The organism is Paraburkholderia atlantica (assembly GCF_009362785.1).
Lineage (GTDB): Bacteria > Pseudomonadota > Gammaproteobacteria > Burkholderiales > Burkholderiaceae > Paraburkholderia > Paraburkholderia atlantica.
Genome location: NZ_WHNQ01000012.1, coordinates 57,819 through 78,791 on the forward strand (window position 1 = coordinate 57,819; position 20,973 = coordinate 78,791).

24 protein-coding genes are annotated in these 20,973 nt (G+C 65.5%); 16 read left to right on the top strand and 8 right to left on the bottom strand.

The window, feature by feature from the left end; all coding sequences use genetic code 11:
- The first annotated feature begins 305 nt into the window (after positions 1-305).
- The 3 genes from GCT19_RS18640 to GCT19_RS18655 all read left to right on the top strand — a co-directional run bounded on the left by GCT19_RS18640 (position 306) and on the right by GCT19_RS18655 (position 3,200).
- A complete protein-coding gene (locus GCT19_RS18640) occupies positions 306-941 on the top strand; it encodes a carbonic anhydrase (protein WP_018438117.1) in 636 nt (211 codons plus the stop codon).
- Positions 942-1,289: 348 nt separating this feature from the next.
- Entirely contained in the window at positions 1,290-2,189 is a 900-nt protein-coding gene (locus tag GCT19_RS18650; protein ID WP_018438115.1) for a DMT family transporter, read from the top strand.
- A gap of 228 nt (positions 2,190-2,417) precedes the next feature.
- A complete protein-coding gene (locus GCT19_RS18655; protein ID WP_227749284.1) occupies positions 2,418-3,200 on the top strand; it encodes a DUF4148 domain-containing protein in 783 nt (260 codons plus the stop codon).
- A 30-nt stretch (positions 3,201-3,230) separates the two neighbouring features.
- Here GCT19_RS18655 and surE read toward each other — a convergent pair whose 3' ends face one another.
- Positions 3,231-4,010, bottom strand: coding sequence for a 5'/3'-nucleotidase SurE (gene surE / locus GCT19_RS18660; RefSeq protein ID WP_018438113.1), 780 nt, complete (start codon positions 4,008-4,010; stop codon positions 3,231-3,233).
- Positions 4,011-4,128: 118 nt separating this feature from the next.
- On the opposite strand from surE, the gene GCT19_RS18665 reads away from it, so the two are divergent.
- From GCT19_RS18665 to GCT19_RS18685, 5 genes are all read left to right on the top strand, one after another.
- Entirely contained in the window at positions 4,129-5,304 is a 1,176-nt protein-coding gene (locus tag GCT19_RS18665; protein WP_152852745.1) for an epoxide hydrolase family protein, read from the top strand.
- Between the two features lie 67 nt (positions 5,305-5,371).
- Positions 5,372-5,986 carry an HAD family hydrolase gene (locus GCT19_RS18670; RefSeq protein WP_152852746.1) on the top strand — a complete coding sequence of 205 codons (615 nt, stop codon included), beginning with the start codon at positions 5,372-5,374 and terminating at the stop codon, positions 5,984-5,986.
- A 49-nt stretch (positions 5,987-6,035) separates the two neighbouring features.
- Entirely contained in the window at positions 6,036-6,995 is a 960-nt protein-coding gene (locus GCT19_RS18675; protein WP_152852747.1) for an aldo/keto reductase, read from the top strand.
- A gap of 172 nt (positions 6,996-7,167) precedes the next feature.
- Positions 7,168-8,112, top strand: coding sequence for a metallophosphoesterase family protein (locus GCT19_RS18680; RefSeq protein WP_152852748.1), 945 nt, complete (start codon positions 7,168-7,170; stop codon positions 8,110-8,112).
- A gap of 36 nt (positions 8,113-8,148) precedes the next feature.
- A complete protein-coding gene (locus tag GCT19_RS18685) occupies positions 8,149-8,550 on the top strand; it encodes a cupredoxin domain-containing protein (RefSeq protein WP_152852825.1) in 402 nt (133 codons plus the stop codon).
- A 50-nt stretch (positions 8,551-8,600) separates the two neighbouring features.
- Here GCT19_RS18685 and GCT19_RS18690 read toward each other — a convergent pair whose 3' ends face one another.
- A complete protein-coding gene (locus tag GCT19_RS18690; protein ID WP_018438107.1) occupies positions 8,601-9,668 on the bottom strand; it encodes an aromatic acid exporter family protein in 1,068 nt (355 codons plus the stop codon).
- 563 nt (positions 9,669-10,231) lie between these two features.
- Between GCT19_RS18690 and GCT19_RS18695 the strand changes: the two genes are divergently transcribed.
- Positions 10,232-10,987: a hypothetical protein gene (locus GCT19_RS18695; RefSeq protein ID WP_018438105.1), complete on the top strand. Its 756-nt coding sequence runs from the start codon at positions 10,232-10,234 to the stop codon at positions 10,985-10,987.
- Positions 10,944-12,140, top strand: a complete 1,197-nt coding sequence (locus GCT19_RS18700; RefSeq protein WP_026229197.1) for a GGDEF domain-containing protein — start codon at positions 10,944-10,946, stop codon at positions 12,138-12,140. Before GCT19_RS18695 ends, GCT19_RS18700 begins: the two co-directional genes overlap by 44 nt.
- A 19-nt stretch (positions 12,141-12,159) precedes the next feature.
- Here GCT19_RS18700 and GCT19_RS18705 read toward each other — a convergent pair whose 3' ends face one another.
- From GCT19_RS18705 to GCT19_RS18715, 3 genes are all read right to left on the bottom strand, one after another.
- Entirely contained in the window at positions 12,160-12,810 is a 651-nt protein-coding gene (locus GCT19_RS18705) for a glutathione S-transferase family protein (RefSeq protein WP_152852749.1), read from the bottom strand.
- Positions 12,811-12,919: 109 nt separating this feature from the next.
- Positions 12,920-14,395, bottom strand: coding sequence for a sodium:solute symporter family protein (locus tag GCT19_RS18710; protein ID WP_018438102.1), 1,476 nt, complete (start codon positions 14,393-14,395; stop codon positions 12,920-12,922).
- Positions 14,392-14,607, bottom strand: coding sequence for a DUF3311 domain-containing protein (locus GCT19_RS18715; protein ID WP_018438101.1), 216 nt, complete (start codon positions 14,605-14,607; stop codon positions 14,392-14,394). Before GCT19_RS18715 ends, GCT19_RS18710 begins: the two co-directional genes overlap by 4 nt.
- Positions 14,608-14,942: 335 nt before the next feature.
- Between GCT19_RS18715 and GCT19_RS18720 the strand changes: the two genes are divergently transcribed.
- Positions 14,943-15,617 (top strand): MarC family protein, encoded by a 675-nt coding sequence (locus GCT19_RS18720; protein WP_018438100.1) that lies wholly within the window; start codon positions 14,943-14,945, stop codon positions 15,615-15,617.
- Positions 15,618-15,644: 27 nt separating this feature from the next.
- On the opposite strand, the gene GCT19_RS18725 is transcribed toward GCT19_RS18720, so the two are convergent.
- A complete protein-coding gene (locus GCT19_RS18725) occupies positions 15,645-16,271 on the bottom strand; it encodes a cobaltochelatase CobT-related protein (protein ID WP_193727418.1) in 627 nt (208 codons plus the stop codon).
- Entirely contained in the window at positions 16,229-16,549 is a 321-nt protein-coding gene (locus GCT19_RS18730) for a hypothetical protein (protein WP_176136173.1), read from the bottom strand. The genes GCT19_RS18725 and GCT19_RS18730 overlap by 43 nt, the downstream gene beginning before the upstream one ends.
- 175 nt (positions 16,550-16,724) lie before the next feature.
- Between GCT19_RS18730 and GCT19_RS18735 the strand changes: the two genes are divergently transcribed.
- Positions 16,725-16,970: a DUF6723 family protein gene (locus GCT19_RS18735; RefSeq protein ID WP_013091739.1), complete on the top strand. Its 246-nt coding sequence runs from the start codon at positions 16,725-16,727 to the stop codon at positions 16,968-16,970.
- Positions 16,971-17,018: 48 nt separating this feature from the next.
- On the opposite strand, the gene GCT19_RS18740 is transcribed toward GCT19_RS18735, so the two are convergent.
- Complete coding sequence (locus GCT19_RS18740; protein ID WP_018438097.1) at positions 17,019-17,255, bottom strand: hypothetical protein; 237 nt, start codon at positions 17,253-17,255, stop codon at positions 17,019-17,021.
- Between the two features lie 195 nt (positions 17,256-17,450).
- Here GCT19_RS18740 and GCT19_RS18745 point away from each other — a divergent pair, with 195 nt between their 5' ends.
- The 4 genes from GCT19_RS18745 (at position 17,451) to tkt (ending at position 20,967) form a co-directional block, all read left to right on the top strand.
- Positions 17,451-17,783 carry a hypothetical protein gene (locus GCT19_RS18745; protein ID WP_018438096.1) on the top strand — a complete coding sequence of 111 codons (333 nt, stop codon included), beginning with the start codon at positions 17,451-17,453 and terminating at the stop codon, positions 17,781-17,783.
- 61 nt (positions 17,784-17,844) lie between these two features.
- A complete protein-coding gene (locus tag GCT19_RS42795) occupies positions 17,845-18,021 on the top strand; it encodes a hypothetical protein (RefSeq protein ID WP_018438095.1) in 177 nt (58 codons plus the stop codon).
- 52 nt (positions 18,022-18,073) lie between these two features.
- Positions 18,074-18,619 (top strand): cupin, encoded by a 546-nt coding sequence (locus GCT19_RS18750; protein WP_018438094.1) that lies wholly within the window; start codon positions 18,074-18,076, stop codon positions 18,617-18,619.
- A 266-nt stretch (positions 18,620-18,885) separates the two neighbouring features.
- Positions 18,886-20,967, top strand: coding sequence for a transketolase (gene tkt / locus GCT19_RS18755; protein WP_018438093.1), 2,082 nt, complete (start codon positions 18,886-18,888; stop codon positions 20,965-20,967).
- Positions 20,968-20,973 lie beyond the last annotated feature (6 nt).

The following is a 20,973-nucleotide window of genomic DNA, read 5'->3' on the forward strand; positions in this document are numbered from 1 at the left end:
GTATCGGGTCAACAGATTCGCGCCGCGGTGGAAAGGACTCTTCCACCGCGGCGACTATATCCGCGCCGCCGGCGCGGCTACAGTATCGACGCACACATTGCTTCATGCGTGTGAGCGAGAGAGTTGGACCCGGCTGCCGGCAGCCGGGTCTTTTTTTATGGCGCGTCCAGGCACACCATTATCAGGCTGGCAATTCGCCGCTGGAGCGTCCGACGATTAGCACGGTGATTCGCGCGACGATTGAAAGGCTGCGGTATAGTCGCGGCAAACTTTAAATCCGTCTCTTCGATTCTCTGGAGAAAATCGTGCAGGAAATCATCGAAGGTCTGATCCGCTTTCAACGCGAGGTCTTTCCACAGCAAAGCGCGCTCTTCAAGCGTTTATCGACCGCGCAAAATCCCAGCACGCTCTTCGTGACCTGTTCGGACAGCCGTGTGGTGCCGGAACTGCTGACGCAGACCGAGCCGGGATCGCTGTTCGTGATCCGCAACGCGGGCAACATCGTGCCGTCGTACGGTCCGGAGCCGGGCGGCGTGTCGGCGACCGTCGAATATGCGATCGCCGTGCTCGGCGTGACCGACATCGTGATCTGCGGCCATTCGAACTGCGGCGCGATGACGGCGATCTCGTCCTGCACGAATCTGGAGCACATGCCGGCGGTAGCGAGCTGGCTGCGTCACGCGGATGCGGCTAAAGCGATCAACGCGTCGCGTCACTATTGCTCGGATGCGGAGCGTCTCGCGGCGCTGGTCAAGGACAACGTGATCGCGCAGCTTGCCAATATCCGCACGCATCCGTCGGTGGCGGTCGGGCTCGTGAACAAGACGCTGCGGCTGCATGGCTGGATCTTCAATATCGAAAGCGGCGAAATGCTCGCGCTCGATGGGCAGACCGGTAATTTTTTGCCGCTTGCGGACAATCCGGAAATTTATGCGGGATGAAGCGGCATTTAAGGCGGGCTTTTTGTTTGAGAAATTAACTGCCCGAACTTGCTAAAAGGCTTGCATAAAACGAACGCGGCGCAACGGATTTTTCCGCTGCGCCGCGTTTGCTTTTTGGAGTTGGCCGGCGCTTGCGGCGCGGCTTTGATCCCACTGCGCCGCCCGGCGCATCGTTCATCATCACCGCGCGCGTGTTCTGCAATGAACCGTTACCGCTGCAGCCCGGCTCGTTCATCGGCGCCCAGAAGACGATGCGCGGGTCGAGTGGGTCGCGCGGCGTAAGCGCGAGAGCGCGCGCGAGCGCGGGCATAATCCTGTTTCCCATCAATCACGTTCACCGAACCGTCCATGCCGCCTGTCGCCGCTGTCCGCCCGAGCGCCGTACCGTTGCGCAGCGTCGCGCTGATCCTCGTGTCGATGCTTTGCTTCGCGCTCGTCGATGCGTTGGCGAAATCGCTCGCGCTTGCCTATCCGGCCAACGAGGTCACGTTCTTCCGCATGCTGTTCGGTCTGTTCCCGGCCGTCGCGATGTGCCTGCGCGGCAAACCGCTCGCCACGCGCTTGCGGCAACTGGACGTGCGCGGGCAGACCGTGCGCGCGCTGACGCTGCTCGGCTCATCGGGTCTGTTCTTTGCCGGGTTGCCGTATATGCCGCTCAGCGAGGCGGTCGCGATCGTCTATTCGGAGACCTTGCTCGTGATCGTGCTGGCGCCACTGCTGTTGCACGAAACGCTGAAGCCGCGCGACGCGCTGGCCGCGGCGGTCGGTTTCGCCGGCATGCTGCTGGTGGTGCGTCCGGACGGCTCGCATTCCAGCTGGCTCGGCCCGGCGCTGCTGATCGCGAGTGCGTTGTGCGGTGCTCTGTCGATCATCCAGATCAAGCGCATCAAGGCCAGCGACGATTCGGGGACGACGGTGCTGTACTTCACGCTGGTCGGCACTGCGGTGATGGGCGCCTCGCTGATCTTCGCGTGGCGCACACCGTCGTTCGACGCGCTCGCGATCATGGCGCTGCTCGGCGCGCTCGCGACGGCGGGACAGTTGCTGATGACGATGGCGTTTCGCGATGCCGATGCGGGCGCGCTCGCGCCGTACAACTACACGAGCATCGTGTGGGCCGCGCTGTTCGGCTACCTGGTGTGGGGCGAGACGATCGGTGGGATATCGATGCTCGGTATCGCGTTGATCGTCGGCAGTTCGGTTGCCGTCGCGATGCGCCGCAAGCCTGAAGAGGGGCCGCTCGTCTGAGACGTCTTCGCGTCGCGCCGAAAACAGGGTCGCGAAGGGCGCTGGAAAAGTTGCTTTGAGACTCCGATTAAAGGGCCCGTTAGAACAGAAGAATACCTGTCAGTTTCGGACACATCCACGACCAGATCCGCCGATTCGTCAGTGGTTGGGTCTAAAAGGAAAACACTCTGATTCGGATCGCCCACACTGACTAAAGGGTCGTGGATCTGTCGGAATGGAGAGCGTGCCTTGTATAGCGAACCGAGAATGATCGTGTTGACGGGCCTCGTCTTCGGCGCGGTGACGATTGGGGCCTACGTATCGCAGCTCGACAACGACTGGTCGTCCGGCCAGGACGTCAGCCTCGTCGCCAATGGCGGACGGGGCACCAGCGCAACGGACGCGGCGGCGGGACTGAGCGAAGGTCCGGGCGGCGCGGCGGCAACGCGGCACCATGCGCTGCGCGACGACGTGACTGCGTTGCGGTCTAAACCGGCCGCGTCGATCGGAGCGCAGGCGGGCGACGCTCTGGCCATCGCGGCGCTGCAGTTCGCGCGGGAGTCGAACAAGCCGCAACCGCAGGTACAGCCGCAGCCGCAGCCGACGAGTTTGCCGCCGCAGCCTGCGGTCGCTTCGAACCGGACCCAGGCGCCGCCGGCGGCAAAGACCGGGCACGCACACCATAGCCGCGTTGCGTCGGGTCCCCCGACGAAACCGCGCTCAGCGCAAAGCGTTGGAACGGCATCGGGTAATCATGCGCGGGGCGGCAGCCACCGGAAAAGTTCCACTGCCGAGCGCTCTGGGAAGAAAGTGGCTAGCGCGGTGCCGGAGGCGCAATATGCAACGCAAGGCGTCGAATCGGCATGGTCGATGCCGCGCGCGGGGCAGAGCAGCCAGGCCGCAACTCAAGCGGTTGCCAACAGCGGCCCCAAAACCCGCGCCGAGGTCGAGGCCGAACTCGTGCGCGCGCGCGAGAACGGGACGATGCCCGCGTTCGGCAGACCCGGACCCCTGGGACCAGGGGCGCATTGAAAAGGCGTCGCGCCGCGTCCCGGCCAACCGTTAGATCAACGACGCGGCGAGCCGCGCGAAGGTGGCTTCGTCGGTGCGATCGAACGCAAGCGGCGTGACCGATACGCGACCCGCCGCCACCGTAGCTGTTTCGCTGTCGGCATCGTTTTCGCGCGGGCCGCGATCGAAGCGCAGCCAGTGATACGCGATGCCGCGCGGATCGACTTCCGGCAGCACCTCGATGTCCCTGACGAGCCCGACGCCCTGGCGCGTCGGCGTCAGCGGACCGGCGTCGGCGGCGTCGACGTCCGGGAAGTTGATGTTCAGGCAGGTCGGCGCCGCATGCTCGATCGCGAGCAACTGACGGATTACGCCGGGCGCGAGCGTGCGCGCGGTGTCCCAGCGCACGCGCTCGCGGTCGGTGAACACCTGGCTCAGTGCGAACGACGGCAGCCCGAGCAGCAGACCCGTCATCGCCGCGCCGACCGTGCCCGAGAACATCGTTTCGATGCCGAGGTTGCCGCCGCGATTGACGCCGGACAGCACCAGCGACGGCGGCGCCTCGCGCATCAGATGACGCACGCCCATCACGACGCAATCGCCGGGCGTGCCGGTCACGCCGAAACGGCGTTCGCCCTGGCGGCTCACGCGCAGCGGCGAATGCAGGCTGATCGAATGCGACGTACCGCTCTGATCGTGCTCGGGCGCGACCACCCAGACTTCGTGCGCGAGCTCGGCGGCGACCGCTTCGAGCACGGCGAGGCCGGGCGCGTCGATACCGTCGTCGTTCGTCAGCAGCACTCGCGGCACCTTGGATTCGTAAGCGGACATCGCGTCAATCTCCTGTGGGTCGGTCAATGAATCGGATGGAAAGGACGCCCATTATCCGGCTTTCATTCGACGCGCGTACGATGACGGGGAGCCGCCAACCGACCCAGGACGCCCCGCCATGCAGATCGACCCGTTTGAAATTGCGATCGCCGATCAGGACATCGACGATCTGCGCCGCGGCATCCGTGCCACCCGCTGGGCGCCCGCGACGCCCGCGCCCGCATGGCAGCAGGGCGTCGACCCGGCCTGGCTGCGCGAACTCGTGACCTATTGGGCCGGGCAATTCGACTGGCGCGCGGCCGAACGCAAGTTGAACCAGTTGCCGCAATTTCTCGCCGACGTGAACGGCCAGACCGTGCACTTCGCGCATCGGCGCGCCGCGAGCGTTACGCCGGGCTTCCAGGCTTATCCGCTCGTGATCACGCATGGGTGGCCCGGTTCGTTCTTCGAGTTTCACGCGCTGCTCGATCAGTTGTGCGACCCGGCCGCGTTCGGCGCCGATCCCGCCGACGCCTTCGACGTCGTCGCGCCGTCGCTGCCGGGCTTCGCGTTTTCGCCTGCGCCCGCGCAGGCCGGCATGTCCGCGTTCCAGGTCGCGGACCTGTGGGTGTCGCTGATGCGCGGGCTCGGCTACGAGCGCTTCGGCGCGCAGGGCGGCGATCTTGGCGCGGGCGTATCGATCGCGTTGGCCGCGCATCATCCGCGGGTGGTCGACGGCATCCACCTGAACTTCCTGCCGAGTTCTTACGAGCCGGCGATCGGCGCGGCGCAGCGGGAGCTGACCCCGGCCGAGCGGGACTATCTGCGCGAGAAGAACGACTGGGCCGCACTCGAAGGCGGCTACGCGCATCAGCACAGCACCAAACCGCTGACCGTCGCCGCGTCGCTGAACGATTCGCCGGTGGGGCTCGCCGCATGGATCGGCGAAAAGTTTCGCGCGTGGAGCGATTGCGACGGCGACGTCGAAAGCGTGTTCTCGCAGGACGAGCTGCTGACCAATATCTCGCTGTACTGGTTCACGCAGTGCATCGGCCCGGCGATGCAGATGTATTGGGAAAACCGCCTGCAGCCGATGCGTTTCTCCGACGGCGAGCGCATCGACACGCCAGTCGGCTTCGCGCTGTTTCCGAAGGAGATCAATCATCCGCCGCGCAGTTGGCTCGAACGAACCTTCAACGTCGTGCAGTGGAGCGAAATGCCGGCCGGCGGGCACTTCGCGGCGATGGAAAAGCCTGACTTGCTGGCGGCCGAGATTCGGAAGTTCTTCAGGCCGTTGCGGCAGAAAACACGTTAGGCCCGGAGCGTAACGCGCAAAGGGCGCATGGTGTATGGCTCAATATTCAACCCGCGAGACCGACAGCATGAGCGCACCCGTCACGCTGCTTCTGTTCGACCTGGAAGGTGTGCTGTCGCACTACGACCGCGCCGCGCGTGTCGAGCGTCTCGCGGCGATCGCGGGCTGCACGGAAGAGACCGTGCGTCATGCGATCTGGGGCTCGGGACTCGAGGCGCGCGCCGATGGCGGCGAAATCGGCGACGACCAATATCTGCGCGAACTCGGCGCGCTGCTCGGTTATCCGGTGAGCCGCGCCGAATGGCTCGACGCACGGCTCGCGTCGATCACACCAAACGAAACGGCGCTCGCGCTGGCGTCGCGCGCGTCGCAGCGTTGCCGCATCGCGATACTGACGAACAACTGCCGCCTGCTGACCGATCACATCGCTTATCTGAATCCGCCCGTGGCGCGGCTGTTCGGGGCGCACGTCTATTCGTCGGCGGCGTTCGGCGCGGCGAAGCCCGCCACGCAAACCTATCTGCGCTGCGTCGAACGGCTCGGCGCGGCCGCAACGGAGACGCTGTTCATCGACGACAGCGAGGCCAACGTGGACGGCGCGCTCGCGGCTGGTTTGCAGGGCTACCGGTTCGTCGATGCGGATGGTCTGGCTGTCGAATTCGCGAGGCGGGGTGTGCTTTAGCCGCTGCGATGACGATCGAACTCCCATGCACGATGGCACCGTATCCGCTATGGCACTTTCTCCCAACCACGCTCACCGCCGCCGCCTTCTGCGCGCGGCGCTCGGATTACCGGCAACACTCGCGTTGTCGCGCATCACGTCCGGGCAAACCAACAAACCGGCGCAACCCGATACCACCTTACCCCGCATGAACCGCCGCGCGATCCCGTCCACCGGCGAAGCGCTGCCCGTGATCGGCTGCGGCACGTGGCGCACCTTCGACGTCGGCGACGATGACGCCGCGCGTGCGCAACTCGCCGACGTGCTGCGCATCCTGTTCGAAGCGGGCGGCTCGGTGATCGATTCATCGCCGATGTACGGTTCGTCGGAAGCGGTCGCGGGTGCGCTGCTCACGCAGCTCGACGCGCATCGCAAGGCCTTCGTCGCCACCAAAGTCTGGACCGAGGGACGCGAAGCCGGCATCGCGCAGATGGAGGAATCGCTGCGGCGTTTTCAGCAGCCGCATGTCGATCTGATGCAGATCCACAATCTGCTCGACTGGCGCACGCAGCTCGCGACGTTGCGCGACTGGAAGGCGCGCGGCCGGATTCGCTATCTCGGCATCACGCATTACACATCGAGCGCGTTCGACCAGGTCGCGGCGGTGATGCGCAGCGAGAAGCCCGACTTCGTGCAGATCAACTACGCCGCCGACGGTCGCGCGGCCGAGCAACGCATCCTGCCGCTCGCGGCCGAACTCGGCATCGGCGTCGTGATCAACCAGCCGTTCGGCGGCGGTGGATTGCTCGCGCGTGTGATGAAAACGCCGTTGCCCGCATGGGCCGCCGAAATCGGCTGCACGAGCTGGGCGCAGGTCCTGTTGAAATTCGTGCTCGCGCAGCCGGCGGTGACGGTCGTGATTCCCGGCACCGGGCGGCCGCAATACATGGCGGACAACGTGCGCGCGGGATCGGGACCGCTGCCCGACGCAGCGATGCGCGCGCGGATCATCGCGGCGGTCGGCGGCTGACGTAATGTTCAATCCAATGTGTAATCCGTCACGGCGTTTACTGGCCGCTTTCTGTTCGCATACACGCGCCGCCTCCCACAAACGCCGCACGACGCGGGAATAAAACCCGCCACCCGACAGTCATGCCTCACGAACCGGGTTCGGTTCGACGAATCCCTATCGTGAGGTCATCATGTCGTCACAACATTCATTCGATCCGGCGCGTCGCGGCGCGCTGAAGTGTCTTGCGTTCGGTGGCCTGGGCACCGTGTTCATGCTGTCGGGCGGTGTGCTGACGCCGGTCGAACTCGCGCTCGCGGCCGACGCGAAGACCGCGACGCCAGCGGCGGGCACGCCGCTTTTCCTGCAGATCAGCGACACGCATATCGGCTTCAACAAGGAAGCGAATCCCGACGTGGCGGGCACGTTGAAACAGACGATCGATTACGTCAACGCGATGCCGTCGCGGCCGCCGCTCGCGATTCACACCGGCGATATCACGCACCTGTCGAAGCCCGCGGAATTCGATCTGGCCGCGCAGTTGATGTCGGGACTGAAGATCACCGAGCTGCACACGGTCCCCGGCGAGCATGACGTCACCGATGGCCCCGGCACCGAGTACTTCAGCCGCTTCGGCAAGGCGTCGGATAACCGCGGCTATTACAGCTTCGATCACCAGGGCGTGCATTTCGTCGGCCTCGTCAACGTGATGAATTTCAAGCCGAACGGCCTCGGCGGTCTCGGCGGCGAGCAGCTCGAATGGCTCGAAAACGATCTGAAAGGCCGCGCGTCGAGCACCCCGGTCGTCGTGTTCGCGCATATGCCGATGTGGACGATCTACGAGCCGTGGGGTTGGGGCACGGGTGACGCGGGACAGGCGATGGACTATCTGAAGCGCTTCGGTTCGGTGACGGTGCTGAACGGTCACATTCATCAGATCGTGACGAAGGTCGAAGGCAACGTGACGTTCCATACCGCCCGCTCGACCGCCTATCCGCAACCGACCGCCGGCCAGGGCGAAGGCCCGGGGCCGCTGAAGGTCGCGAGCGACCAGTTGCCGAAGATGCTCGGCGTGACGAGCGTCAGCATCGCGCGTCATCCGCTGAAGGCGACGCTCGACGACACGACGCTCGCCTGACGGCACGCGCTACTTTTAAGCTCGAGGAGATCAATGATGCCAACCAACCTGAAGGGCCGGGCACTCGCAGTTGCGCTCGGCAGTGCCGCGATTCTGGCGATGTCGGCGGGGCTCGGCTTCGCGCAAACCACCATGCCGATGCCGATGCAGATGCCGATGAAGGCGGCGCAGCCACAGACCGTTGCGTCGACGCCTAACGCGATGTTCATGAAGAACTTTAATTTCACGCCGACGGAGCTGACCGTCAAGGCGGGCACGACGGTCACATGGAAAAATCTCGACGGCGAGCCGCACACGGTGGTCAACGATGCGGGCCTGTTCCGCTCGGCCGCACTCGATCAGGACGATACCTATCAATTCAAGTTCGATAAACCGGGCGTGTACAAGATCTTCTGCGGCATCCATCCGAACATGCGGGCCACCATTACCGTGCAATGAGCCGTGCAATGAGCCGTGCAATGAGCGGTGAATCGGACAACCCGCGCCGCTCACGCGGTATGCAGCTCGCTCAACCGGCATAGCAGAATCCCATAGCCGGTCAGATGCCCGAGGTACACGCGCGTAAACACGTTCGACGCAGGCAGGTCCTCGGTCAGCTGACGCAGGTCCTCCATATGCAGAGGCGGGGCGCCGAGCGGCGGACGCTCGACGCGCAGGTCCGCCGCCTCGGCCAACTGCCGGTGAGCGTTGACGAGGCGCGCGAGCCGCGCGAGAAACATTTCGCGCCACGCGGCATCGAGCGCGGCGAACTGATCGTGAAACGTGTCCATCGTTTCGAGAAAATTGACCAGCGAATCGAAAGTCTCCTGATAGCACGCGAACACCGGCAGCCTTGCCGCGTTGCGCTTCAGATGCGGCGACACCCACGCCTGCTCGAGGTCGGTCTTCAGCAGCAGGTGCGCCTGCTTCAGGTTCGTGCTCAGTGTGCGCAGCTTCGAGGCCGCCGGCTTGATCTGCGCTTTGTCGAGCTGACCTGCGGCCAGTTGCGCGACGACGTCGGTGGCCTGTTCGTTGCCGTCGTTGACGAGCGTATTCGCCCAGTAGCCGTGATCGGGCGGAAACGCGATCTGCTGGATCACGAAGCCGAGGAACATGCCCAGCACCACGCCAATCAGACGCTGTTCGAGCAGTGGCAGATGTTCGCCGGTATACAGCACGAGCGTGATCGGCACCGTAATGCTGGTCATCTGGAACAGTGACGGCCGCAGCGCGACGATGCTGAAGATCACGAGCGGCAGCAGCGCCGCGCCCATCCACAGGTGCGGCGCGGTCAGCCAGATCAGCAGCGTGCCGATCGGCATCGCCACCACGTTGGAAAACACCCGCTTGTAGAAGTAGCTTCGCGCCGCCGAAATCGAGCTACCGAGCGCCAGCGTCAGCATCGTCGAACCGGCGAGCGGCACGGCCGCGTCGGGAAAACCGAGCAGGTACGGGATGCCGAAACCGATCCACAGGCCGAGCGTCAGCTTCGTGTATTTGGCGGTTTCCGAAAGAGAGAAGCGCGCGAGCGCGCGGTGCCACGGCGTGAGGGGTTTGTGCTGATACCTGTTCGACATGATTTTTATGCTGACCGATGACGTAGGGCCGGGCACCGTGCGGCACGGCGCGCGTTCGCGACATGCGCAGGTGACCTTACCACCACGCGCGGACGGTTTCGGGAATTCGCACGGTACCAGGTTCGCGGGATACTGCTCAAGGCGCGCGGCGCTTACTCCCACGCGGGTTTCAAGCGATGCTCCGGGTGTCGGGCATCGGTGCGCCATCAGGCCCGGATGTTGCGTGCGAAACGGCGACCGCGTTGGCGCGTTTCGCGGAACCCGCGTCGCATCGGGCGTCGCGGTGACGGCAGGCGCGCGGCTGGCTGAGTCGCTGTTAGCGAGGTGGGAGTTTTTACCAAATTTGCACGCTTTTTTGCCAACTCATGCGGTGTCTGGCGGCGTCGTCTGATGCACCCTGGAAGCGAGGCGGAAACGCAACGCTGCTGTGTTGTCGGCCGTTCGCGACAGGATTACATTCATTGAGCATTGCGTGCGGCGGCAGCCAGCGAGCGCGGCTTACGCGGCGACTCGTCAGTGCGCCAGCTTGTCAGCAGGAAGTGGCATACCCGGAGCGTATTGCGATGGCTACCGATCCCGACGATACCGACTTGCGTGATTCCACAACGGACGGCCGTTCCTCCTTCGAACCCGACGGCACCGACGAATCGGGCGTGCCGCCGCCGCGCTTCGGCCGCCTCGCGCTGTGCCTCGCGGCGGCCGGTGCGCTGACCTTCGGCGTGATGGGCACCGTCGCCTACGGCGTCTGGTTCAACCAGGATCAGCAGACCTACGCGGATGCCATTGCGGGCGCACGCCAGGCGCTCGGTTCGTCGGCGCCCGCGGTGCCGACGGTGGCCGTCGCGCACGCGCCGCAGGAGGCCGCCACGCCCTCCATCGCGCAGTCGGCCACGCAAGCCACCGCCTCAGACGTCGCGCTCGCAACGGCCGGCGCGAACGGCGGCTTCGAGGACACCAACCCGGCCGTGTGGTCCGGTCAGATCCACCCGAGTACGCCTGAGCCGAATCTCACCGCCGCGCTGGCCGATACGCCGGTCGATACATCGGCGGACCTGTCGGCGGATCTGTCGACCCATCCACCCACGGCCCCGATTGTTCCCACGCCACCGCCGCGCTCGACGCGGCACGTCGCCAATTCGACCGCGAAGCCCGCGGGCGGTCACGACGCGAAAGAAACGCGCGTCGCGCAGCAGGAGCGGCGCGCGTCGTCGCAGCACAGGGGCGGTCTGTTTGCGCGGATCGGACAGTTCTTTCGACGCGTGAGCTATCGTCAACATGACAACGGCCGACAGCAACAAGATCCGTACTCCCATCCCTGAGCACGCGGTCGCCGGGTCAGCAGGGCAAGCCGGGCTGCGCGGCGCCGCACACGCGCGCGGGCCGGTGTGGCGCTTCCGGCCGGGGCCCGCGAGCGTCGCCGTGGCCGCGCTGTTGTGTCTGCTGTTCGGCCTGCTGTATGTGGCGATCCAGATCCGCACGGTGTTTTCCGATCAGCTGAAGCAGGAGTACGCGGGCCTCGTGCTCGAAGCCGCCGAGCGCGTCGACAGCGCGCGCGAACAGTTGGCCGCGTGGAAGCGCATGGCCGACACTCCGGCGAGTCACGACGCGTCGTTCGTGCCGGCCTATGAGGCGGCGCGCGCAGAACTCGCGCGGCGTTTCGCGTCGCTCGCGGCGCTCGTCAACGCGAGTCCGTCGCCAGCGCCGCCCATTCCGTCGATGTCACCGACCCAGGCGACGCCCGAAGCCGTCGCGACGGTGCTGGGCAGCGTCTCGGCCTACTGGCGCGCGCAACGCGACGCGTCGAGCGCCGACGTGCGGCTGCGGGTCGCGCACGTCGCGCGCACGCTGATCGCGCTCGCCGCGCTGCTGTTCTGCATGCTGATCACGGCGCTCGGCATGTACGCGAAGCGCAATCGCCAGCTCGCGGGGCAGTCGCACGAGTTCGAGCTGGCGTCGCTGCACGATTCGCTGACCGGCCTGTCGAACCGCCGCAAGCTGCTGGCCGCGCTCGACGCCGCCGCCAAAAACGCGCGGACCCTGGCCGTCGAGCAGCGCCTCGCCGTGCTGTATATCGACCTCGACGGTTTCAAGCAGGTCAACGATTCGTTCGGGCATCGCACCGGCGACGAATTCCTCGCCGCGGTGTCCGCGCGCTTTCGCGCGTCGGTGCGCAAAGGCGATCTGGTCGCGCGCATTGGCGGCGACGAGTTCGCGGTGCTGGTGCGCACCTTCGCCGGCGATGACGAGCTCGCCGAGATCGCGCGCCGGCTGATGGCCTGCGTGGTCGAGACCGACGAGCAGATGGGAATCGGCCGCGTGCGGGCGAGCGTGGGGATCGCGAGCTATCCCGACGACGTCGACGATCACCGCCGTCTGATCGCCGCCGCCGATGCCGCGATGTATCAGGTCAAGCGCGACGGCAAGAACGGCTTCGCGTTCGCCGCGCAGACGGGCAGGGAAGCGGCAATGTGAAGCTCGAGCCTGTCGAGCGTCACTGAGCGTCGTTGCGCCACTCGGTCAGCTTCTCGCGCTCGTTGAGTTCGATGAACGCCGGCCGTGCGCGCAGCTTGCGGATGTAGGCCGCGAGATGCGGCCAGCCCACCGTCGCCGGGTGGGGCATGTTGCGGGTCCAGCGCATCAGCACGAGCGCGAGCAGATCGGCGGTGCTGAGCTTGTCGCCGGCGAGGTACGCGTGGCCACCGGCGAAATGCGCGTCGAGCCGCGCGCACGCTGCTTCGATGCGGCGTTGCGCGAGCGCGCGCACCGCGTCGGCGCCGGCCGGGTCGCCGTCGCTTGCGGCGTAGAACCAGTCGCGCATCGCGGGCAGCAGCGTGTTCGCGAGGTAGATCATCCATTCGAGCCATTCGCCGCGTGCGGGCGTACCGGGCGCGGGCGCGAGCCCGGCGTCGGCGTGACGCTCGGCGAGCAGCATCAGCAGCGCGGCCGATTCATGCCGGGGCACGCCATCGACGACCAGCGTCGGCACGCGTCCAGCCGGGTTCAAGCGCAGATACTCGGGATCGTGCTGCTGGCCCGCGTCGATATCGACGAGGCGCGCTTCGAACGGCACGCCCATTTCGAGCAGCATCCAATGCACGGGCATGCTGGCCGCGCCGGGCGAGTAGTAGAGAACGTAGGACATGTCGGGGCTCCGGGGATCGAGGGATGAGCGGTCGAACCGTGAACCGAAAGAATAAGGGGCTGTCGCCGAAGCGAACAGCCCCTTCAGATGCATCAGGCGTAGCTATCTTTCAATGCGCCGACGCGTGCTTCTCCTGCTCGGCCGCGCTCGGCTGCGTCACCGCGCTGACGATCACGAACACGATCACGTTCACGGCAAGCGCGAGAAAGCCGATGTTGACGTCCTTCAGCGCCTCCGGCAGGAACGGCATCAGCTGCCCAACGCTCCAGTGCAGCGTAGTGGTCAGTGTGACCACCGCGACACCCGCGACGATGCCGCAGAACGCGCCTTGCCGGGTCGCGCGGTTGTGCGGGAACAGGCTGCAGATCACGGCCGGGAACAGTTGCGTAACGAAGCTGTAGCCCATCAGCAGCAGCGCGACGATGGTTTCGCCACCGTTCAGCGTGAAGAAGACCGCGACCAGCGCCACGACCGGCACCAGAACACGAGCGATCATCGCGACCGACGCATCCGACGCGTTGCGGTTCACCATGCCGCGATAGACGTCGTTGGCGAGCAGCGTCGAGGCCGAGGTCAGGATCATCGAGCCGGGCACCAGCGCGGTCAGGATACCGGCCGCACCGATCACGCCGACGAACCACGGATCGAACGTCTGCAGCGACAGGCGGAACAGCGACAGGTCGATGTCGGCGCCCTTCAGGCCCGGCACGCGCAGCGTCGCCGCGAAGCCGACGAAGAACACGAACAGCAGGATCAGCTGATAGAGCGGCAGAATCGCGGCGTTGCGGCGGAAGATCCGCTCGTCCTTCGCGGTGAAGATCGAACCGAACGTATGCGGCCACATGAAGAAGCCGAGCGCGGTCAACAGCACCGTCGACTGGAACCACACGACGCTCGAACCGTGCGCCGGGAAGGTCAGGAAGCCCGGACGGGCGGCGTCGATGGTGCGGAACATCGCGGCGAAACCGCCGTAGTAATGCAGCGGCAGATAGATGCCGAGGAACAGCACGATCGCGAGAATCAGCAGGTCCTTGACGACCGAGTTCCACGCGGAGCCGCGCACGCCCGACACGATCACGTAAGAGGTCACGACGATCGCGCCGATCCAGATCGCCGCCGTCGACGAGATCACGCCGTACGACGCGGTCGCGACGATGATGCCGAGACCCTTCAACTGCAGCACCAGATACGGAATCAGCGCGGCCGCACCGACCAGCGCGACCAGCGTGCCGAGCGCCGGGCTCTCGTATTTGCGCGTGAAGAAGTGCGGCTGCGACACGAGGCGGTGCGTTTTCGCATAGCGCCAGATCGGCGGCAGCATCCAGTACGACAGGATGTACGCGAGCGTGCCGTACGCGAGGATGTAGTAGACGGGCGCGCCCTTGCCGTACGCAAAGCCGCTGCCGCCGAGGAACGTGAAGGTCGTGTAGATTTCGCCGGCCATCAGCAGGAACACGAATGCGGTGCCGAAACTGCGGCCGCCCACGCTCCATTGCTCGAGGCTCATGTCGTGGCCGCGCCTTGCGCGCACGCCGAGGAACAGCGCGAATAGCGTAACGGCGGCGATGATGACGAGTGCGCTCATGGGCGAACCTCCTCGCCATTGGTGGCGACGCGCCGGTTGGACGGATCGAGGTTGTAGACGATTGCCATGATGATCGCGCTCAACACCACCCACATGACGATCCAGGCCAGCACGAACGGCATGCCGAGCACGATGGGCTCGACCCGATTGACAAACGTAACGCCGACCAGAATGCCGATGAACGGCAACGCGGCAAGTATACGAAGAAGCATGCGGGCAACTCCTCGAACTAGTAGTTATGTGTCGTTGAAATTCCGGCTTCGCTGAAGACTGTATGCCTGATACTTCGCTCCCGTAAAGTCGGTCAAAATAAATGTGAGGGTTCCGACCGTTGCAATTTCATCTTTCCCGCACCGATTGCTGCGCTGCAAAGCGCGACGCGACGTGACGTGCCAGGTATCGCGCGGCTTTTTTGCAGGGCGACTGGCGCGCCGCGATATGATCTGCGAGCATTGCAGCATTTTCCGGACCGCGCGATGCGTGCCGGCTTCATGACCGCCAGCGCGCCCATGCGCGAACCCGCACAAGTAGACACACGGACACGCACATGGTCGAAAGTCTGATCTCGGACATTATGTTTGGCTTCATCGGCATGATCAGCATCATCAATCCGTTCGGCGGCGCATTCGTTTTTTTGGATCGGACCGCATCGTTGACGCTCGACGAGCGCGACGCGCTTGCCCGCAAGGTTGCGATCAACGCTGCCTGCGTGCTGCTGGTAGCGTTCTTCATCGGCACGCCGATCCTGCACTTCTTCGGTATCTCGATGGAGGCGTTGCGCATCGGCGGGGGGCTCGCGCTCGCCGTCGGCGGCTGGCAGATGCTCAATGCGCCCGACACGCCGGCCGAGCAGACGGACGTGAAGCGCGTCGATGCCGAGACCGCGAAGGCCCGTGCGTTCTTTCCACTCACCGTGCCGTTGACCACCGGGCCCGGCTCGATCGCGACCGCGATCGCGCTGTCCGCGAATCGCACGCACAAGCTGTCGGCATTCGTGATGTCGAGCATCGCGTCGGTCGCGATCACGTTCGCGGTGGCTGTCTGCGTATATCTGATCTATAGCCGCGCGACCGTGTTGGCGCGCTATCTCGGCGTCGAGGGCACCAAGGTCGCATTGCGGGTGTCGGCTTTCCTGCTGCTGTGCATCGGCGTGCAGATCATCCTGACCGGCGTATCGGAATTCCTGACTCCGATCGCGACGATGCGGGCGGCAACCCCGTAGCACCGCGTCGCTGCATTCAACCCATGCTCAACGAGTGAGCAGCATCGAACCGAGCACCGAGAACACCGTCGACGGCAATTCGGCGAGGCGGCTCACCACCATGTTGCGCGGATAGAAGTCGTCGACCGCATCGGTTAGCACGCCGATCCCCACTAGTTCGATGCCGCGCTTCGCGATCGCCGCGACACGTTCGCGCAGGTCGCTGCGCAACACCTGCGGGTCGCCGTCGCTGGTCGACGGATAGCCGTCGGGAAACACCATCAGGATGCGGCGCCCGGCCGGATGACGGCGAGGCGCGTCGCGGCCCAGGCGAGCGCTTCGCCGTCCGGGTTCTCGTGCCCGCAGTCGATGTCGGCGATGCCGCTCAGGTCGGTCGCGCCGAAGCGCTTGTAGACCTTCAGATCGAGCCGCTCGACGAAGCGGTTGTGCCGCCGTAAATCCGCACCGGCCGCGTTGCCGCTCGTAGAGCTGCTTCATCGGCGTGGATTCGAGCGGGCAGTAGCCGAGCACTTCGCAATCGAACGACAACTGCGTCAGCGCATCGCACCGCGCGCTCGCGCACAGCCGCGCGAGTTCGATCTTGCGGCCGGACATCGAGCCGCTGCGGTCGATCAGCAACGTAACGGCGGCGGCGCGTCCCTTAGCCCGATGCACGGCACCCGCCGTTGCGATGCGTGCAACGGCGGCGGCGCGGCAGGTGGATCACCTTCCGGTGGTTCGTGGGGATCGTCGAGCGGATCGTCCGGGATCGGATCGGGGTCGATGTTCGGCGGCGGCGTCTTGGGCGGGATCTCGGGGTCGACCTCGGGCGGCGTCGGCACGTGCAGATGCAGCGGCAACGACCGCATCGACATCTGCGCCAGGGTTGCTGCGTTCAGGTCGAATGTGCCGATTGCACGGGGCGCTTGCCGGCTCGTGTCAGGTAAATCCATCAGGGTCTCCACAAAGTCTTCGTTCAGACGCGCAATGCGCGTGCCGCACGGCGACGCGTGTCGTTGCGTGGAACGTCACTTGCTGAATCCCCGCACACGCGCCGCATCGCGATGACCGGGCGCGCCCGGCTCGCATTGGACATCACTCACAGAAAGCACACGACGAGGAACGCATATGGCGCGACACAAGGCCGACGTTGCTGACGACGACTTCGAGATCTTCGCCAGCTATCACGGAACAGGCGACGGCCGATATATCGGTGGACTGAAGGTGGTGAGGAAAGCGGACAGGCGGATTCTGTTCCCGTTCGACGGCGCACCGCAGATCGGCCCCTATGCGACCGCCGACGAAGCTCGCCGTGCCGCGATTGCATATGGCCGCGAGATCGTCGCGGCCGATCGCGCCGCGCCCGAAGGCTGAGCGCGCGCAGCCAGTGTGGTGCCGATTCCGCGGCACGTGCAAACGCGATCAAGGCATACCGCCGAGCGACGGCGAAATCGTGCTGCCACGCGCGGGATCGTCCGGATGTTCGTCGGGCACGGTCGGACGTGCCGACAGCGGCGGATGATCGCGATAGCAGGTGTCGACCGAACCATCGACGACGCAGTTCTGGAACGCATCGGCGTCGCTCTTTTGCGCGAACGTGTACAGCGTGCGCTCGACCTGTACCTCGGTATCGGAAACGCGGATAGTCGTGATGCTCATGGGGTTCTCCTTTGGGTTCTCCTTTTTACAAAGCGAACGTGCGGTGGTACTGCCATCGAGTTCGCAATGGCCGTGCCTGTCGCGCTGCGCTCGGACTTCATCGGCAAGGCTCGAATGTTGCTGCACTCACCAGGTGCCCGTTCGAGATAGCGCGTCACGACGCGCATCGATGGCGGAACAAACGAGGAGGGCGTGATGCAAGATCCCCAATCGACCAACACCAACACTCAGCAGCAGGGCGAGACGCCGGCCGGCGAGCAGTCCGCGCGGCCGGAAGAGCGCGCCGCGCCCGCGATGTCCGACGAAGTCAAAGCCCGCAACAAACCGAGCGGCACGCACTACGTCGAGCCGAGTCCGCTCGGCATCGAACCGGTCGTGCAGACCGGCGTGGATAAAGCGACCAATCCGCCCCGCTCGAGCGAGCGGCCGCGGCACGGCGCCGAAGTGCCGCTCGGCACCGGCGAGCACGCCGAACCGCCAGGGGGCGGCGGGCGCGAATCGCATCGCAAGCAGCCGGGCGAGCAATGACGCGGCGCGTCGCGAGCGAGCCCATGCATCCAATCCGTCAACATCCAACCGGAGAAAGCGTATGCAACCGGACAATTCAACCGAAACGATGAACCCCGGCGACGAAGCGCCGCCCAACACACCCGGCGCGGGCGAGGACATTTGCCGCGCCTGCCACGGCACGGGCAAGGTCGAAGGTGCCCGCTGCACCGTGTGCGGCGGCACAGGCAAGGTGCTGCAAGGCATCGGCGGCGGCTAGCCGGTGCTCGGACGCCGGTTCGCGGCAACCGCATCACAAGCCAGGAGCAATCATGTTCAACGAGTCAAAGCACGGCTTCGACGCCGCGCAGACCGAATACGAAGCTTTCATGCTGGAACCGCACGGCTGGGTGCCGAACAACAGCAAGCTGCCGGTCGTGCTGTACCGCCGCGCGCTGTCGCCCGGCAGCGGCAATCTGGCCGCCGCGTTCGAAATCCTGTTCGAGCGCAATGCATGGCCCGCGCAGTGGCGCAACAGCATCTTCGACTTCCATCACTTCCACGCGACCGCGCACGAGGTGCTCGGTGTGATCGACGCGAGCGCCGAGGTGATCGTCGGCGGACCGGGCGGGCGGGTGGTGAGGCTGCATGCGGGCGACGTGCTGCTGCTGCCGGCCGGCACCGGCCATTGCCTGCAATCGTTCGAGCCGCATTTTCAGGTGGTGGCGGGCTATCCGTTAGGGCAGCAGTGGGACATTCGCCGCGAAGCGCTGACGCCGCAGGAACTCACCGACATGCTGGCGCTGCCGTTTCCGCCGCTCGATCCGATCGACGGCAAGCATGGTCCGGTGGTCGAGCTTTGGCTGCAGGCGGCCTGAACTTCGTCGTTCGCGAAGCAGCCGGTCTGCTGCGGCGTGGCGTGCAGAGTTGCGCGGTTAGGCGCATCATCTGTGGGCTTCGCCGCGATTTTCCTGCGCGCTTTCGGCAGTAACGTCGGCACGTGTGCGGTTCCACGTGCGGCTTCGCGTCCCTGGCGACACGCCCGGACGCGCGCGTTTTCCATGTCGACACGATGCGCCGAGCCGTCCGCGCGCTCAGCGGCGTGCGTCGGCCGTCTCCCGAATTGCCGAACAAGGAGCGTCCCATGCAAAACGATCCCGCCCTCGATCAGTTGTGCATCAACACGATCCGCACGCTGTCGATGGACGCCGTGCAGAAAGCCAATTCCGGCCACCCCGGCACGCCGATGGCGCTCGCGCCGATCGCCTATCACCTGTGGCAACACCATCTGCGTTACGACCCTGACGAGCCGCTGTGGCCGAATCGCGACCGTTTCGTGCTGTCGGTCGGGCATGCATCGATGCTGCTGTATTCGCTGCTGCATCTGGCCAACGTGAAAGCCGTCGACGAACACGGCAAGCCGACCGGCGCGCCGGCCGTATCGCTCGACGACATCCAGCATTTCCGCCAGATCGACAGCAATACGCCGGGCCACCCCGAGTACCGGATGACGACCGGCGTCGAGACCACCACGGGACCGCTTGGCCAGGGTCTCGGCAATAGCGTCGGCATGGCGATGGCCGCGCGCTGGTACGAGAACCACTTCAACCGCGCGGACGCGCCGCTGTTCGATTACCGCGTGTACGCGCTGTGCGGCGACGGCGACATGATGGAAGGCATCTCGCACGAGGCGGCCTCCCTCGCGGGGCATCTGAAGCTGTCGAACCTGATCTGGATTTACGACAGCAACCGCGTGACGATCGAAGGCCATACCGACCTCGCGTACAGCGACGATGTGGCAAGCCGCTTTCACGGCTACAACTGGCACACGCTGAATGTCGGCGATGCGAACGACACCGCCGCGTTCGAAAAGGCGCTGGTCGAAGCGAAGAAGGTAACCGACCGGCCGACACTGATCGTGGTCCACAGCATCATCGGCTGGGGCGCGCCGCACAAGCAGGACACCGCGTCCGCGCACGGCGAAGCGCTCGGCGTCGAGGAAGTTGCGCTGGCCAAGAAGTTCTACGGCTGGCCCGAGGACAAGTTCTTCTACGTCCCCGAGGGCGTGCACGAACGTTTCGCTCAAGGCATCGGCGCACGCGGCAAGGCGGCGCGCGAACAATGGCAGGCGAAGTTCGACAGCTACAAAAAGCAGTACGCGGATCTCGCGCGCGAATTCGCGCAGATGCAGGCGCACGAATTGCCGCAGGGCTGGGACAGCGACATCCCGAGCTTCGACGCCGACGCGAAGGGCATCGCGACGCGCGAATCGTCGGGCAAGGTGCTCAATGCGATTGCCGCGCGCGTGCCGTGGATGATCGGCGGCGCGGCCGACCTGTCGCCGTCGACGAAAACCAACCTGAAGTTCGAAGGCGCCGGCAGCTTCCAGGCGGATAGCTATGGCGGCCGCAATCTGCACTTCGGCATTCGTGAACATGTGATGGGCGCGGTGGTCAACGGGCTCGCGCTATCGAATCTGCGCGCGTACGGCTCGACGTTCCTGATCTTCAGCGATTACATGAAGCCGCCGATCCGCCTGTCCGCGATCATGGAAGTGCCGGCCATCTATGTGTTCACGCACGATTCGATCGGCGTCGGCGAAGACGGTCCGACGCATCAGCCGATCGAGCAGCTCGCATCGTTGCGCGGCGTGCCCGGCCTCACGGTGCTGCGTCCCGGCGACGCGAACGAAGCGGCCGAGGCGTGGCGGGTCGCGCTGACGCAGCCGCATCGGCCGGCGTGCATCGTCGTGTCGCGCCAGCCGCTGCCGACGCTCGACCGCAGCCGCTATGCGTCAGCGAGCGGCGTCAAGCGCGGCGCGTATGTGCTCGCCGATGCGCCCGATGGCAAGAAGCCCGAAGTGATCCTGATGGCGACCGGCAGCGAGCTGTCGATCTGCGCCGACGTGTACGAGAAGCTGAAGAGCGAGGGCATCGCGGCGCGCGTCGTGTCGATGCCGTCGTGGGACATCTTCGAGCGCGAGGACAGCGCGTATCAGGAGTCGGTGCTGCCGGCGGACGTCGAAGCGCGCGTCGCGGTCGAGCAGGCTGCGTCGCTCGGCTGGGACCGGTATACGGGGCGGCTCGGTGCGCAGGTCGTCATGCATACGTTCGGCGCGTCGGCGCCGATTGCGGATCTGAAGAAGAAGTTCGGTTTCACGCCTGATGCGGTGTATCAGGCGGCGAAGCAGCAGATCGAGCGGGTGAAGCAGGGGAAGGGTGCTTGAGCGTGC